The organism is Lysobacter firmicutimachus (genome assembly GCF_037027445.1).
Lineage (GTDB): Bacteria > Pseudomonadota > Gammaproteobacteria > Xanthomonadales > Xanthomonadaceae > Lysobacter > Lysobacter firmicutimachus.
The window spans coordinates 2,883,021-2,898,034 of record NZ_JBANDL010000002.1; the positions used below are offsets into that span (position 1 = coordinate 2,883,021).

The following is a 15,014-nucleotide window of genomic DNA, read 5'->3' on the forward strand; positions in this document are numbered from 1 at the left end:
CCTAGCCTCAACCGCGTCGCTCCCGCCCTCCACATGCCCACCGCGCGGCAAGATCGGCGTCCGCGCTCGAGTTCGAACGGCGCCCACGATCGACCTGACCTCCGCCGCTCAGCGCTGCCACTCGGGGCGAACGCATTCGGAGTAGCAGATCTTGCAGTCCATCGTAGAACGGCCGCACTCGCACGAGGCGACGGCCGAAGCCTCGTCCGCATCGATCGCGCTCGCCGCAATGTAGAAATCGGCGCCCCAGGCCAGTTTCATCCGGCCACCGTCGATCAGCGAGGCCGGTCTGCAGTTCCGCGCCGCTCAGGCCGATTAGCGCGCAGCGGAATAGTCGAGCGTTATCGCTCCGAAGAAACATTGAGCCAGGCGTGCAAATTCGAACACACCTAACACTGGGTTATTGCACCCGAACCGGCAAGCTGCAATCCGTATGCAGCACGCGGCATCCCGAGTCCTTCTGATTGCACCGCCCCATCGCGAGTTCGGTCGCGCGTTCGATGGATGCTGCGGTCTGGACGATGTAGTTCCTGTCGCCGGTGACCATTACCGCGCATTGATCGAAGTAGCTGGCGTCGAGTACGCACTGCTTGCCGCCGCGCTCGCGACAACGTTCCAGCGCGATGCGCTCCGCCTCGCGTCTGGAACTGGCCCCGGAGACCGCCCCCAAGGCCGCATTCGGTCCGTCGGCCGCAATCGCGCCCCAGGAACTCTTCCATACCGGTCGGGGCGAAGCCGGCCGCCCCTCGGGGGCCGGCATATTGTGGCGCCAACCGGGCCCATCGGGCGGCACGCAGTTAGGCGACGGAGGAATGCCGGCAGGACATTGTGCGGCCGCCTTCCCCACGAGAACCAACAAAATCGAGCAAGTCGCCAGAACCCCCTTCATCTCAAAGTCCTTTTCGCCGCAAAAAGCCGCCACCTCGCGCGCGGAATGCTCAATCGCAGCCCCCCCCCCCCCAAAGTGTCGAACCACAATGTGTCGAGTAGCCGATCCTAGCGTCTCGCGGCGCCACGGAGGGAATTCATCGCATGAAAAAAATGGCGCCATAAAGGCGCCATTTAGTGTGATTCAGCGATTGGGAACGACGATACCGCAATAGCGATACTCATGGTTGCGGTCAGTCGACGCGTACCGGTAGCGAGCAATTGGAGTAGTAAACGCGGCACTCCGTATCGCGGGCGCTGCACTTCTCGATCCCAAGCTCCGAGGCCCGTTCGATCGAGATCGCGGTCTGCGTCAGATACCGCGACTTGCCGGTCACCAACACCGCGCATTGGTCGTAGTAGGAGACATCCAGCACGCACTGCTTGCCGCCTTGTTCGCGGCAACGCTTCAACGCGACTTTCTCGGCCTGGCCCTTGGAGTCTTCACCAGAGGCCACGCCCAAGGCGGCACTGACGCCATCCGCCGCGATCGCCCCCCATGTCCGCTTCCATCGGGGGCGTGGAACGGCGCTTTCTTGCGACGACGCAGGCGCGCCATGGCGCCAACCCGGCGCATTGGGCGGAACGCACTGCGGATTCCCCGCCGATGGGATACCAGCCGGGCATTGGGCAGCGACGTCCCATGCATGAGCGGTCAGAGCAAGTCCGATCACCCAGAGTGCGTGCTTAATGCTCATATCATTGCCGGCGGCCGTGAGACTAGGCATCGTCTTAGATAAGAACGACAAAATCACACACCAAGGGCGCCCGAGGGCGCCCTTCATGGAAATACATGAACCCTACTGCGCGGGAACTGCGTAGGCGCAGTCCGAGTACAAGACCTTGCAATTATTCGACGATTCAGCGCACCGATCCATCGCGAGTTCGGATGCCAAGGGGACGGTTGCCGCATGGGCAGCGGCATAGAAGCCATCATCGCCCCACGCCACCACGCCGCATTGGTTGGTATAGGTAAGACTGATTTTGCAACCGCCGCCGCCCTTAGAACTGCAATAAGCGAGCGCTTCCTTCTCCGCCGCACGCTTGGTAACAGCCGCCGAGGCGGCGCCGACCGCATTATTGCTGGTGTCGATGGCCACCGCGCCCCACCGAGAAGACCACTTTGGACGCGGAGACGGAGCCGGCTGCGAAGGATTTTGCGCCGGCATGTTGTGACGCCAGCCTGGGCCGTCGGGCGGGATGCATCCCGGTGTATTCGGAATACCTGCAGGGCACTGAGCATAAACAACTCCGCTCGCAGCCAATAACAATAGAGCCAACGTAGCAATGCGCATCCCACCCCTCCTCATGACGCTATCCACGCAAAGACTACTTGCAACCAGACTCCGCGCGAATGGCACTCCACAACTATCAGCGCCCCACCTTAACAGTATCTTGGTAAATCCGGTGCGCGAGCCAAGGATAAGTCTTGATGTCTTGAACCTTATCTCCATCATATCGTGACGACGCGCCGCTTACTCGGCAAAGAGAAGGACAATACGAATGACACCTGCAAGTGTGACTCGCTTACTCTGAAGAAGATTCACCTAACAAAGAATGAAACAGACACTACTGCGCTCGATCAACCCACCGCATGGCAGCTCTTCTTCGGCAAGATCTGAAAAAAAAACAGCACCATAAAGGTGCCGTTTTTCTAGAGCAGCGAGAGGGGAAACCTAATCGATCCGGACTGGCACACTGCAATCAGTGTGAAGAACCCGACAACCAGTATCCTTTTCGTTACACCGTCCCATCGCCAAGTCAGTCGCTCGCTCAATCGAAACAGCGGTCTGGACGATGTAGTTCTTATCGCCAGTGACCATAACTGCGCATTGGTCAAAATAGCTAGCGTCAAGCACACATTGCTTACCACCGCGTTCACGGCACTGCTTCAACGCAATTTGTTCCGCTACGCGTTTTGACTTCGCCCCAGAAGCAGTACCTAATGCAGCATTCGGACCATCCGCCGCGATTGCACCCCAGGTGCTTTTCCAGACAGGTCGTGGCGCTGCAGGCGGCTGCGTATTAGGGGCAGGCATATTATGGCGCCAGCCCGGCCCATCCGGCGGAACACAATTCGGAGAGGGTGGAACACCCGCCGGGCATTGCGCGGCAGCATGTCCCATGAAAGCGATCAGAATGACGCCAGCGACAAAGATCGTTTTCATCACTAAAAGCTCCCTCTCGTCAGTGAATCAGCCACCCTACTCCCCACGTGGTCGTCGGGTATCGACCTTCATGGTGTCGGTATTGGGCGTAGCCGAATTGTTGTAGGTACCGGTTGCGTGAGTGTTAGCTGGAGTATTGAAGCCACTAGTTCGTTCAGATGTGCCTTCTCTGTTCTGCATCTGCGGCTGATAACCACCACCCTCATACCCGCGGCTGTAGCTCTGGCTCGGCGGAATCCCGCCGCCCGGCGAGGCCGATTGCTGAGCGCCCGCCGCGAAGTTGTTGTAGCTGCTGAACTGACCCAACACGCCTTGGAAGAACATCGCGGCCATCGGCGGTGCGCTGATGATCAGGATCGACAGGATCAGGCCCAGACCACCCTGCTGCAGGGCCTGGCTGGACATGCCGTCGGTCACCTTCAGAACGATCAGCTTGCCGGCCAGAGCCGTACCTCGGAAAAGGATTTTGTGCCTGCATCCTGGATCGCTATAGTCGGGCGCGCCAGGCGAAGCGCCCCATGGATTGTCGGCCTCCAACCGATCTATCACAAAAGAACCATATACCAACGGTAAAAAAACGGCACCCGAAGGCGCCGTTGTCTATCAGAAGCCGATTTCTGCACTACATGGCAGCATCGCTATCGTTGCCGAAGAGAATCAGAAGATGTTAGTTCCTGAGATCAGTTTGCCCGGACTGGAAGGGAGCAATCGGAGTACGAAATCTTGCAATCTTTAGTGGACTTACTGCATTCAGAAATCGCTATTTTCGATGCTTCCAAAACAGAAGGGCCGCGTGCTGTAGCGTAATAGTCGTAGCCCCAAGCGAGCACGCCACATTGGTTTTGGTAGGCAAGAACGATTCGGCAGCCATTACCGCCCGCCCTGCCGCATACAGCCATTGCCTCCTGTTCCGCACCTCGCTTGCTCGCGGCCTGAACCGAAGTGCCGACACTGCTATTGCTGTCGTCTACCGCTATAGCCCCCCAACGAGAAGACCACTGCTTGGGGCGCGGAGCGGTTTGAGGTGCTGGCTGCTGAGCAGGCATGTTATGTCGCCAGCCAGGGCCATCCGGTGGAATACAACCTGGCGTGTTGGGAATGCCCGCTGGACATTGAGCATATGCCCCTCCCATGCACCCTAAAAGCACTGCCGCGACCAAAACACGCATCGGTAGACTCCTTTACCTCGACTAAGTTGAAGTCACTAACCCAGTTGCAGGACTAGCGACCCGGAGTACCTATTCTCGCGCTCCCGTCTTAACCGTATCTTGATGTGCAACATTCGGGGTGCCACTGACCCTGCTTCCGACCATATTCGGCCCCCCACCCATATTGGGTCCACCACCAGGAGTCACGCGCCCTCCCCCGCCCGCTTCGTACGAGGGATTGTTGGGAGCATACGACGAGGGAGAGTAGCTACTCTCTTGACGATAGCTCGGCGGAATCCCGCCGCCCGGCGAGGCCGATTGCTGAGCGCCCGCCGCGAAGTTGTTGTAGCTGCTGAACTGACCCAACACGCCTTGGAAGAACATTGCGGCCATCGGCGGTGCGCTGATGATCAGGATCGACAGGATCAGGCCCAGACCGCCCTGCTGCAGGGCCTGACTGGACATGCCGTCGGTCACGTTCAAACCGATCAGCTTGCCGGCCAGGGCCGAGCCCCAGAACGCGAGTGCGACCTTGGTCACCATCTTCAGCGAGATCGAAATCATCGCGCTGAGCACCGCCATCGAGAACATCGTTCCGATGCCATAGTACAGCCACTTGCTGAACAGCTGCTTTGTCTGGTCGAACAGCAAACACAGGATGAATATTGGCCCGAAGCCGATGAACAAGGCCATGGCGATCTCGTACAGCAGGAGCGAGATGCCGGCCGTCACCGCGGGGCCGCCGGCGCCGACGCCGACGAACCACATCGCCCGGGTCTTCTGGTCGTCGAGGACCTTGTCGTCCATCACGTCGAGCATGTCGATGCTCGACCAGGCGACCTGCATCCAGCCCAGGCTCTCGTCGATCGCGTCCTCCGGCTTGGTGTTGTCGCCGGTGACCACCCAGTGGATTTCCTGCTTGACGTCTTCGCTCAGGAATTTCTGCACCGGGGTGCCGAACATGGCCATGGTCGTGGCCGCACCGACGATCAGGGTGGCGCGCAGCGAGTTGGTCACCAGGGCCATCATCGAGTCGCGCGACTGGCCGGTAGCGATGCGGTAGCCCTGGATCAAGATCCACAGGGTCAGCAAGGTGAGGGCAATGCCGCCGGCCCACTCCATCGCGTTGCCCATCATCTCGACGCCGAACTTGTTGATCTCCTTGCGGAGGTACTTGAGGATCAATCGGAAAAAGATGAAGTCCCCGATCGAATCGACGCGCGGCGCCAGCCAGCCCATCAGGCTGCCCTGCAAACCGCTGAAAATTTCGAATGCCTTGTTCATGCCGCCACATCCCCTAGGGTCGATTACCCCGGTCTAGTGCATCCATAACGCCGTGCCGGAAGGTCCCGGCACGTTCCATGCCCCATGGCTTGCGCCGTTATCAGTTCAACGCCTTGTCGAGCGCGACGCCTTTGAACACCGAGCCCAGGATGTCGTTGCGGCCCTTCATCGCCGTCTTGACCAGCTCGCGCTGCTCGTCTTCCATCTGCAGCACGTAGTTGTCGTACGCCTGCATCTGACCCTGATAGATCTGGAAGCTGGCGCTCATGCTGTTGGCCAGGCGGGTGGAGTCGTTGGCGACGGTTTCCAGGTTGCCCTGCTTGTTGTTCTGCTTGCGCTGCGATTCCAGATCCTTGATCTGCTTTTCGATCTGCGGCAGGGTCTGGGTGGCGAAGCGCACCGTGTAGTTGTACTTGTCGACCTTGGCGGTGACGATGTTGGCGCAGATCTGCTTCTGCTGCTCGGCCAGGTCGCCGTTCGGGTTGAGCTTGAAGACGCTGGCCAGCGAACCGAGCAGGCCGCCGCCGCCGGTCGAGCAGCGGTCGGTGATGCGCTTGTTGCGCTCGCTGTTGCTGATCTCGGCCCAGGGCTGCTGGGTCGGCATGCCGATGCTCTGCAGCATGCTGGAGATCTGAATGACCTGCTGCTGGAAGTGCTGAACCTGCTGCTGCAGCTTGGTGTATTCCTTGATGTGCTGGCCGTAGCGCTCGGCGAAACCCTTGATCTGGGTAACGATGTTCTGGATGGTGTGGCCCGGGTCGGTCACCACCCACTGCGCGTTGGCGCTGCCGATACCGAGGACGCAGCCTGCCGCCAGGACCGCAACGGCCAGGTTCTTCTTCATCGCCTGCTTGGCATTCATGGTCTTCATCTTCCTTTTCTCCTGATCTCGTAGTCGCGCTTGACGTTGCGGTTCAAGGTGATCGCGTGATTAAGCGGCGGACCGGCTAGGCGAAGCGCTCTTCGCGCCGCCCTTGCCCGAGCCCTTGCGGTTGTCGTAGAAATCCTGCAGCCAGGCGTCGGGACTGAGATCGTCCGCCGCCACGCCGGCCTTGTGCGCTGCTTTCTCCACCACCTGGTGCATGATCTCGATGTTGTCGGTCGACGAGGAGATCACCGCCAGCGCGTCGTCCATGCCGCGCAGGTTCAACTGGCAGACGGTCGCGGCGTGGCCCTGCTTGACCAGGAAGCAACGCGAGCGCTCGTCCAGGCTCTTGACCACCTGGTACTCGGCGTCGGTGAGCTTGAGGCCTTCGATGTAGTCCTCGCGGCTGGCGTTCGGGTTGGGCAGCAGGATCAAGGTCGCGGTCTGCTCGATCAGCGAGGCCGAGATGTCGCTGGCCAGCGCGTCTTCCGGGCTCTGGGTGGCGAAGATGCCCAGGCCGTTCTGCTTACGGATGGTCTTCTGCTTGTTCTTGGCGAATTCCTTGAGCGCGCCGCCGCCGTCGAGGATCTTCCAGAATTCGTCCATGACGTAGATCAGCGGGCGGCCGTCGATCAGCTCTTCCAGCCGGTGCAGCAAGTAGTTGATCACCGGTACGCGCACTTCGACGTTGTCGATCACGTCGGTGTAGTCGAAGCCGATGATGCTGGCCTTCTCGAGGTTGATCGTGTCGACCGGATTGTCGAACACCCAGCCCAGCGAATTGCCCGCGGTCCACTTGCGCAGCCGCGCATACAGGCCGTCGTCGCCCATGTTGGGCAGGCTCTTCTGCAGGTTGGTCATGCTGCGCAGGTGCATCGGCGTATCGAGGATGTTCTCGACCGCGCGGAAGATGTCTTCCTCCTCGCGCGCCGAGTACACCGTCTTGCCGGCCAGCACCTTGATCAGGTCCGACAGGAACTGGACGTTGGTTTCGGTGTTCTCGCACTGGAACGGGTTGAAGCCGGTGGGCTGGCCGTTCTCGAGGGCGAGGTAGTTGCCGCCGCAGGCGCGGACGAAGATCTCAGCGCCGCGGTCCTTGTCGAAGAAGAAGATCGTCGGCACCGGCTGCAGCTTCTGCACCTGGCTGAGCAGGAAGTTGATCAGCGCGGTCTTACCGGTACCGGACTTGCCGATCACCATGGTGTTGGCGATCGCCTTCTCGCCGAGCGAGTTCTCGGCCGGATGGGTGGCGTGGAAATTGAAGTAGTACGGCTGCCCGTTGGTGGTCTGCAGCGTGGTGACGCATTCGCCCCAGGGGTTGTTCTCTTTCTTGCCGGTGGCGAAGTTGTGCAGCGGCGACAGGCCGAGGAAGTTCAGCGAGCTGACGTTGGCCAGGCGCGTGCGATACTTCCAGTTGCCCGGGAACTGGGCGTAGTACGCGGCGGTCACGGCCAGGTCTTCCTTGACCGAGACGAAGCCGGCGTTGGACAGCTCGGCGCGGGTCATGGCGATGTTCTGCGCCAGCGCTTCTTGGCTGTCGGCATACACGGTGAAGCTGAAGTGGTACTCGCCGAGCACGAAGTTGCCCGAGGCGAGCTGGTCCATCGCGTAATCGAGCTCGACGATCTGGCTGACCGCCTTGTCGCCGGAGGAGATCATCATGCCCTTGGTGCGGTCGAGCACCTTGAGCGCGTCCTGGCGGCCCATCGGACTGAACGAATGGGTCACCACGTACTCGAAATCCAGGTACTTCAGGCCGTTGAGGATGCCCGGGTAGGTACCGTCGGTGTATTCCTTGACGTTGAGGATCGCGCCGAAATGGTTCTGCCCGGTCGGCGTGGTGACCACGAAGTCGCCGGTCTTGCTGGCGAAGGTGTGGCGGCTGACCGGCAGGTAGTTGTAGACCGGCGCCGGCAGCACCGGCACCGGCTCGTCGATGCGGTTGAGCACGTAGCCGAAGAACTCCAACGCCTCGGAGAAGACCACGCCGTTCTTGGCTTCGTACATGCCCAGCCGGTACGGCGCGTAGTCCTTCAGCACCGCTTCGACGTTGCTGGCCAGTTCCAGCACCTTGGCGATGGCCTGGTCCTGCTGTTCCTGCAGCTGCTGCACGTTCGAAGACTTCTCGGTCAGCCGCTTGCCCGACACGATCGGGCGGTAAATCATCGTCAGGTACAGCTCGTTCTGCATCAGCTTCTGCCCCGACAGCGAGGCGAAATAGCCGTCGGAGAGCTGCTGGTTGAACGTCTGGCCGAACTTGCTCTCGGTCTTGATCCGGCGCTTGCGGCGCACGTCGTGGACCCAGAACGCGACGTTGGTGAAATCCGGCGCGCGCAGCGTCTGCAGCATGCGATTGAAAGTGTTGTGCCGGTGCTCCAGCTCCCACTCCTCGCGGCCGACGAACGGCAGGCCGCCCAGGTGCCACACCAGCATGTAATCGCCGCCGGTGGTCTTGATCACCGTGGGCGAGACATGGGTGGACAGCGGGATGAATTCGCTGATGGGAGCGTCTGGACTCAGCATGTGGCGGCGCTTGGTGTCTGCATTGGGAAGTGGGCGGAGCCCGCGCCGGCCTCGGCCGTCGCAGGTTCCGAACCTGACTGCGGTACTGCGCCGAACGCCATTGCGGCGGGCCGCAATGGCGTTCGGTTTACGGCACTATGCCTTGCTCTTTTCGCCAGGGTTGCGATAGAGGTTCGGCGAGAACACCCACATGCTGCCGTTCTTCTGCAGGTTGCGGACCCGCATGCGGAACTGCAGCCGCAGCCCGAGCAGCCGGAAGATCATCTCGTCGCGCCGGGCCATCTGGCGCATGATGAAAATCACGATCGGCAGCAGCAGGATGCAGAACATGTCGATGTAGAACGTCAGCAGCAGGCTGGTGCCCGCGCCGATCGCGAACGGCACGTACGGCACGCCGAGGAACATCGGCGGGCGCGTGCAGCCGCGAAACAGTACGTTCTTATGCATACAGCGACAGGGCGGACAGGATCATGCCCGGGTCGGCGCCGACGTCTTCCGGGATCACCATCTTGGCCAGCTGGGCCGCGGCGCCGATCAGGAAGCCGCCGAGCAGGACCGGAGCGACGTCCGAGATGCGCTTGTGGGCGAAGGCGATCTGGTAGCCGGCGAAAATCACGGCGATGGTCACGATCGCGACCGAAGCGATGTTCAGCAGGCCGTTCAGGTTGTCGAGGAAGCCCTTGACGCGGCCTTCGGCCGGGTTCTGGGCGAAGGCCAGCTCCGGCAGAGCCAGCAGGGCGACGAACATGACGGCCATGGCGAAGGCCGAAGCGAAATTCTTGAGGATGGTGGTATTCATGAAGAAATCCCTTCTTTTTAGCGAGTGGTCAGTGGTGGTCGAGGAAAACGGTATCGCTTACGGGGTCGGTGGAGGACATCAACAATCAAAAGACGAAGGCCTGGTCTCCCGGGGAAACCGCCGTTGCCGGCGCGGAAGCGACAGGCGCAGCCGCCGTGGCCGCGTTCATCGGCATCACCTTGACCGGCTGGTTGGGCTGCGGCTGGGCCGCGGCCGCACCGGCCGGAGCAAGTCGGACCGCCGCGGCAGGAGGCTGGGGCCCCACTACCACTGGCGTAGGTAACGGCATCGGGGTCGGGGCAGCGGCCATGACCGGCGCCGGCGCCGCTAGCGGCGCGGCAACGCCCAAAGCGGCCGCCAAGCGCTGCGGACCGCTCTGCCGGCCGGGGGCGTAGACCCCGCGGGCGGTGGCGGTCGCGGCGGCGGCGGACATCGGCGCGCTGCCGACCCGGCGCTGAACGGGGGCCGGCACACCGGCCAGGGCGATCGCCTGGCCGTCGGACTCGGCCGCAGCGGCCCTGTTGATCGATGCGTAGATCTTCTGCACGTAGCCGTGCCGGAAACCGGTGACGAAGTTGCCGGAGTAGTAGCAACTGAAGGACTTGCCCCAGTCCGAGCCGGAGCGGCTGTAGCACTCGGCCAGGATCTTGGAGCCGGCCTGCAGGTTCGGGCAGACCTCGAAAGCCTTCTCGTACGACTCCAGGCCGTACTTTTCCAGGTTGTAGCGGTTGACCTGCGCGGCGCCGAGGGAAAAGTTGTAGCCGCGGCGCTCGAGCATGCGCGCGGTGGCCACGGCTTCGGACAGGTTCTTGGGCTGGCGGACCAGGCGGCCGCCGACCACGCCGATGGCGTAGGGATTGAACGAGGACTCCACGCGCACGACGTGTTGCATCACCTCGTGCGGGACGGCCAAGCCCGTGCAGTTCGTCAACTCAATTCCGGGCAACATTCCTTGATCCCCCCGTGCCGACCGTGGCGCCGACCCCCTGCAAACATTCCAGAAATGAAGGACTTATCGCAAGTCGCATTGACGCAGCAATGATTCATTCTGGAGCCAGCAATGTCAATGGCCGTGCACATCTGTGTCACAGTTCAGGCCGTTCAGCGTCCTCGCCTCACTCGGCGAAGGCGCGCTCCGGGTTGAAGTCGATGCCGGTGATGTATCGCTGGCCCGCATGGGCCTTGATGTGCACCACGATATCGATGGTCATCATCAACAGCCGCTTGATGACCGCGAACTCCAGCCCCGACCCTTCGTTGGACGCCTTCACCATCAGCGCGAGCTGATCCCAGGTCTGCGCGGTGCTGCCGGCGTGACAGCTGGTGATCGATCCCGGGTGGCCCGAGGCACAGTTACGAATGAAGTAGAACGATTCGTCGCCGCGCAGCTCGGCCAGGATGATCCGATCCGGCTTCATTCGCAGACAGGCCTCCATGCAGCTCTTGGCCGTGACATTGCTGGTGCTTTGTCCACCTTTTGAGTAGAGCAAGTGCACCACATTCGGCTGCTCGATGAAGAGTTCGCGCGCGTCCTCGATCGTCACCAGCCGTTCGTACTGCGGAATATGGCCGACCAGCGACTTCATGAAGGTGGTCTTGCCGCTGCCGGTGGCGCCGGCGACGACGACATTCTTCTTGTATTGCACCGCCTTGCGGAAGAAATCGGCGTAGTTGCGCTGCGCGCGCAACTCCAGCAGCTCCCGGTCGTGGTCGCTGATGGTGTGCGCGCCTTCCAGGATCTGGTTGAAGAAGCCGTCTTCCTGGTACTGCGCCAGGGTCTTGCTGTGCTTGGACGGCAATCGGATCGTGATCGACACCTTGCCCGCGTCGCAGGCCGGCGGGATCACGAACTGCGCGCGCTGGCCGGTCGGAAAGGTCAACGAGACCACCGGGTCGGCATCGGTAATGCGCTGGCCGGTGTTGCTCTCGTTGACCACCGCGGTGCAGAACTGCCGGGCCCGCTCGAAAGTCAGGCTCGGCACTTCGATCCGGTTCCAGCCGGCGCGAGTCTCCAGATAGAGTTCGCCCGGCCGGTTGATGCAGATTTCGGTGACGTCCGGGGAGTTCATGTACTCCAGGATGCCGAGCACCTGGTACTGATACTCCAGGAACGCGTTGGAAACCTGCGCGATCGGTGAATTGTCTGCGTCCATCGTTACTGCGGCCGCGAACGGCTCACCTCATCACCGACGAGAAGTCGACGTCCTTGGCGACGTAGACGTTGACGATCGTGCCCTGGTTGATGGTCACGGTCGCCGGACGGTTGATGCTCTTGTCCAGGGCCTGGTTGGCCAGACGCTCCATCGCTTCGGCGGTGTTGCTCTCGTACGGCGTCGAGACGATGTTGCCGCTGGTGCTGACTTCGGTCGAGCGCGGACCATTCTCCGCGGCGGCGTACTTGAACGCGTCGCTGATCAGGCTGATCAGCAGGGCCGAGGCGATGCGGCTGCCCCAGTGCGCGTTGTAGTCGCCGACATGGCCGGCGCCGCCCAGGTTGTCCACGCCCGGGCTGGCCATGTTCACGTCGATGCCGTTCGGGGTGGTGATGCGGTCCCAGATCACCGACACGCGCGGCCCGGTGATGTTGTCGGACTGGTAGCGGCCGGAGATCTTCGAGCCCTTCGGCAGCAGCAGACGACGGCCGTTCACCGAATAGGTCGGCTCGGTCACGATGCAGGAGGTGAAGCCCGGGATATCGGTGACGATGCGGGTCTCCATCACGCAACGGATGTAGGTGCCGCGCAGCAGCAGCGTGTCCGGGTTGTATAGCGGCTGGGCGCTGGTCGGCATGTCGCGCTCGTCGCGCGCCTTGGCGCCGCCGCCGGGCGTGTTGGCCTGCACCGCGGCCGCCATGGCCGCCGCGTAAGGGTCGTTGCCGCCATCGGAACCGCCGCCGGCGCTGGCGTAGCCGCCGCCTTCGACCATGCCCATGCGACGCTCGAGCAGCGACGGCGGACGCGGCCCCTGCTCTTCCTGCGGCTGCGGCTCGCGCTCTTCCATCGGCGGAGGCGTCGGGTCCTGGGCCATCGGCAGCGGCGGCATTTCCTGCACCGGCTCGACCGGCGGCAGCGGCGGCGCATTGTCGGCCGCGGCCTTGGGCAGCTCCGGAATGTTGACCACCTCTTCCTCGACCGGCTTCTTGTCGTCGTCGCCCGAGGTCGCGCTCTTGAACATCCACACCGCAGCGATGATCAGCAGCAGGACGATGCCGCCGAGGAACAGCAGCGCCTTACGGTTGAGCTTCTGCACGTCGGCCGACTTGAGCATCGGCGCGCCGGCGTCCAGGTTCGGCGCCGCGGCGGCCTGCTGCTGGCCGTAATAGGGGTTGGCGCCGGCACCGGCATAGCCGTAAGCGCCCTGCTGGCCGTTGTTGTCGTCCGGCTGCTGGCCGGGCGTGTTGGGCGGAATGTTCTGGCTCATTTCTGCTTCTTCCTGCGCAGACCGACGACGTTATTGCCGTGCCGGATGATCAAGTAGGGATAGGTCCCGTGCACCACGATCGTGTTGTCCTGGACCGTGGTGTTGACGACGAAGTCTTCGCTGCCTTCGCGTTCGCGGCCGAACACCGCGGGAAAGTTGCCGGTCGGCAGCGACTTCAGCCCGCTGATCTTGATGTAGGTGAACTGGCCGTCGTCGTAAACGTTGGTCGGCACCAGCCAGGACTGCTTCTTGCGGCTCGAGTACTGGTAGTCGAAGTTGTAGACGCGGTTCTTGTCGAGCGTGGTGTTCAGCTCCGGGGTCGGTTCCTCGGGCTTGGCCTCCTTGGCGCTCGAGAACTCGGTGCCGTTCGGGTAGACGAACTTGATCTTGTACTGCACGCCGGCCTGTTTGGCCTGCTCGAGCACGCGCCAGTCGGTGGCGACCACCTTCAACTCGAAGATGTACGAGTGGGTGCTCGTACGGATCATCATGTTGGTGTCGACGTCGACGTTCTTCGGCTTGATGTAGAACACGTTGTCGCGACGGCTCAGGTCCCAGCCGGAGCTGAAGCCGGTGCTGTAGTCGAGGATGTTCTCGCTCGGGCTGAGTTCGATCTGGGTGGTGATGCCCAGGCCGGTGCGCACCGTGTAGATCCGGTTGGCCTCGTACTCGTATTCCTGGATGACCTGGGCCGAAGCGGGTTGCGCGAGGCCGGAAACCGCCAGGAACATCAGGGCGGCCAGGCGATGTTTACGCAGGCAGTTCATCGGTTGCTGACTCCATTCGCATTGCCAGTCGGTGCAGCTTGGGCGGCCGCCGGCGTCATTGCCGGATTGGCGGCGGGGTTGTTGGGAAGCGGAGCGCCAGGCTGGCCCGGCTGCGGCGGCACGGTGCCGGGCGGATAGCCCGCCGGCGCGGCGCCGGGCTGCGCGGGGGCGGCGCCGGGCTGAGCGGGCGCGCCCGGCTGCGGCGGATAGCCCTGCGGATATGCCTGCTGCGGGTAGCCCTGCGGCTGCGGCGCGGCGGCCGGCTGCGGCGCGGCGTTGGGATCGTAGTTTTCGGTCGCGATCGGCGGCGAGGCGGCGTAGTCGTTGTCGACCCGGTAGCCGATGACCTGGAAGCCGAGCGGATTGGCCAAGCGGTTGAGCTCATCCATCTTCAGGTTCGACTTGTACAGGTACTCGATCGTGGCGATCTTGCTGTCGAGCGGGGTCGAGCCGCCGGAGTCCTTGTTGTAGACGCTGCGCTGGAAGCGGACCGTCGCCACCTTGGCCTTCGAATCGACGTTCTTGTCGCCCTGCAGCTGGATGCTGAGGATCTTGACCCGCAGGGTCTTGCTCTTGCCGTAAAGGTTGATCGGGTTGTTCGGGTTGTCGTTCTTGAACAACGCCGAATAGCCGCTGGTCACCTGCGGGACCGCCATGGCGAACACGGTGCCCCAGTCCTTCTGGCCGATTTGCGAGTAGTCGTACGACTCGCGGGCCATGATGAACTGGGAAATGTTGGCCTTGTTGATCGCCTCGCTGGTGGCGATCGAAGGGTTGGTGAAGTCGTTGGCCAGGCGGGCCACGGTCGCGGTGCCGTTGTAGGCGTCCGCCAGCACCACGTAGGGCACCTTCTCCTTCAGCGGCAGGAAGTAGAAGTAGCCGCCGGCCAGGATCAGCGACATCACGACCGAGCACCAGGCGACGATCCAGGCCCGGCGCTCGCTCTTGCGGGCGATGTCGGCGACGGTGACTTCGTAGTTGGCCGCCTTGGCGACGGCATTTTCGATTTGCGGGGTTACGGGCTTTTTTCCGAACATCTGGGCTGCATCCATCACTATGCGATCGTTGCCGACAAGGCGGAACGGCATCCGAACCGTTCCCTCGCCGGTACCT

Annotated in this window: 16 protein-coding genes; all 16 read right to left on the reverse strand. The window is 62.4% G+C overall.

Annotation, left to right across the window (positions count from 1 at the left end; genetic code table 11):
• Positions 1-400: 400 nt before the first annotated feature.
• A complete protein-coding gene (locus V2J18_RS12635; RefSeq protein ID WP_336131950.1) occupies positions 401-889 on the reverse strand; it encodes a DUF4189 domain-containing protein in 489 nt (162 codons plus the stop codon).
• Positions 890-1,121: 232 nt separating this feature from the next.
• Positions 1,122-1,625, reverse strand: coding sequence for a DUF4189 domain-containing protein (locus V2J18_RS12640; protein WP_336131951.1), 504 nt, complete (start codon positions 1,623-1,625; stop codon positions 1,122-1,124).
• A 102-nt stretch (positions 1,626-1,727) separates the two neighbouring features.
• Positions 1,728-2,027 (reverse strand): DUF4189 domain-containing protein, encoded by a 300-nt coding sequence (locus V2J18_RS12645; protein ID WP_075575249.1) that lies wholly within the window; start codon positions 2,025-2,027, stop codon positions 1,728-1,730.
• 576 nt (positions 2,028-2,603) lie between these two features.
• Positions 2,604-3,095 (reverse strand): DUF4189 domain-containing protein, encoded by a 492-nt coding sequence (locus V2J18_RS23155; RefSeq protein WP_425606009.1) that lies wholly within the window; start codon positions 3,093-3,095, stop codon positions 2,604-2,606.
• Between the two features lie 36 nt (positions 3,096-3,131).
• Positions 3,132-3,500, reverse strand: coding sequence for a hypothetical protein (locus tag V2J18_RS12650; RefSeq protein ID WP_336131952.1), 369 nt, complete (start codon positions 3,498-3,500; stop codon positions 3,132-3,134).
• A 275-nt stretch (positions 3,501-3,775) separates the two neighbouring features.
• A complete protein-coding gene (locus V2J18_RS23160; RefSeq protein WP_425606010.1) occupies positions 3,776-4,264 on the reverse strand; it encodes a DUF4189 domain-containing protein in 489 nt (162 codons plus the stop codon).
• A 69-nt stretch (positions 4,265-4,333) separates the two neighbouring features.
• Positions 4,334-5,527 carry a TrbL/VirB6 family protein gene (locus V2J18_RS12655; protein WP_336131953.1) on the reverse strand — a complete coding sequence of 398 codons (1,194 nt, stop codon included), beginning with the start codon at positions 5,525-5,527 and terminating at the stop codon, positions 4,334-4,336.
• A 100-nt stretch (positions 5,528-5,627) separates the two neighbouring features.
• On the reverse strand, positions 5,628-6,398 hold the full coding sequence (locus V2J18_RS12660) for a DUF4141 domain-containing protein (RefSeq protein WP_064749444.1): 771 nt from the start codon (positions 6,396-6,398) through the stop codon (positions 5,628-5,630).
• A gap of 60 nt (positions 6,399-6,458) precedes the next feature.
• Positions 6,459-8,915 (reverse strand): VirB4 family type IV secretion/conjugal transfer ATPase, encoded by a 2,457-nt coding sequence (locus V2J18_RS12665; RefSeq protein WP_064749445.1) that lies wholly within the window; start codon positions 8,913-8,915, stop codon positions 6,459-6,461.
• 135 nt (positions 8,916-9,050) lie between these two features.
• Positions 9,051-9,362 carry a VirB3 family type IV secretion system protein gene (locus V2J18_RS12670; RefSeq protein ID WP_064749446.1) on the reverse strand — a complete coding sequence of 104 codons (312 nt, stop codon included), beginning with the start codon at positions 9,360-9,362 and terminating at the stop codon, positions 9,051-9,053.
• Positions 9,355-9,714, reverse strand: coding sequence for a TrbC/VirB2 family protein (locus V2J18_RS12675; protein ID WP_075575250.1), 360 nt, complete (start codon positions 9,712-9,714; stop codon positions 9,355-9,357). The genes V2J18_RS12670 and V2J18_RS12675 overlap by 8 nt, the downstream gene beginning before the upstream one ends.
• An 85-nt stretch (positions 9,715-9,799) precedes the next feature.
• Positions 9,800-10,651: a lytic transglycosylase domain-containing protein gene (locus V2J18_RS12680; protein WP_186442649.1), complete on the reverse strand. Its 852-nt coding sequence runs from the start codon at positions 10,649-10,651 to the stop codon at positions 9,800-9,802.
• A 178-nt stretch (positions 10,652-10,829) separates the two neighbouring features.
• Positions 10,830-11,867: a P-type DNA transfer ATPase VirB11 gene (gene virB11, locus V2J18_RS12685; protein WP_064749448.1), complete on the reverse strand. Its 1,038-nt coding sequence runs from the start codon at positions 11,865-11,867 to the stop codon at positions 10,830-10,832.
• Between the two features lie 22 nt (positions 11,868-11,889).
• Entirely contained in the window at positions 11,890-13,134 is a 1,245-nt protein-coding gene (locus tag V2J18_RS12690) for a TraB/TrbI/VirB10 family type IV secretion system protein (protein WP_064749449.1), read from the reverse strand.
• Entirely contained in the window at positions 13,131-13,865 is a 735-nt protein-coding gene (locus V2J18_RS12695) for a TrbG/VirB9 family P-type conjugative transfer protein (RefSeq protein WP_425606109.1), read from the reverse strand. Before V2J18_RS12695 ends, V2J18_RS12690 begins: the two co-directional genes overlap by 4 nt.
• A gap of 32 nt (positions 13,866-13,897) precedes the next feature.
• The gene (locus tag V2J18_RS12700; protein WP_336131954.1) at positions 13,898-14,953 is read right to left on the reverse strand and encodes a VirB8 family type IV secretion system protein; all 1,056 of its coding nucleotides are present in this window, start codon (positions 14,951-14,953) and stop codon (positions 13,898-13,900) included.
• Positions 14,954-15,014: the final 61 nt, after the last annotated feature.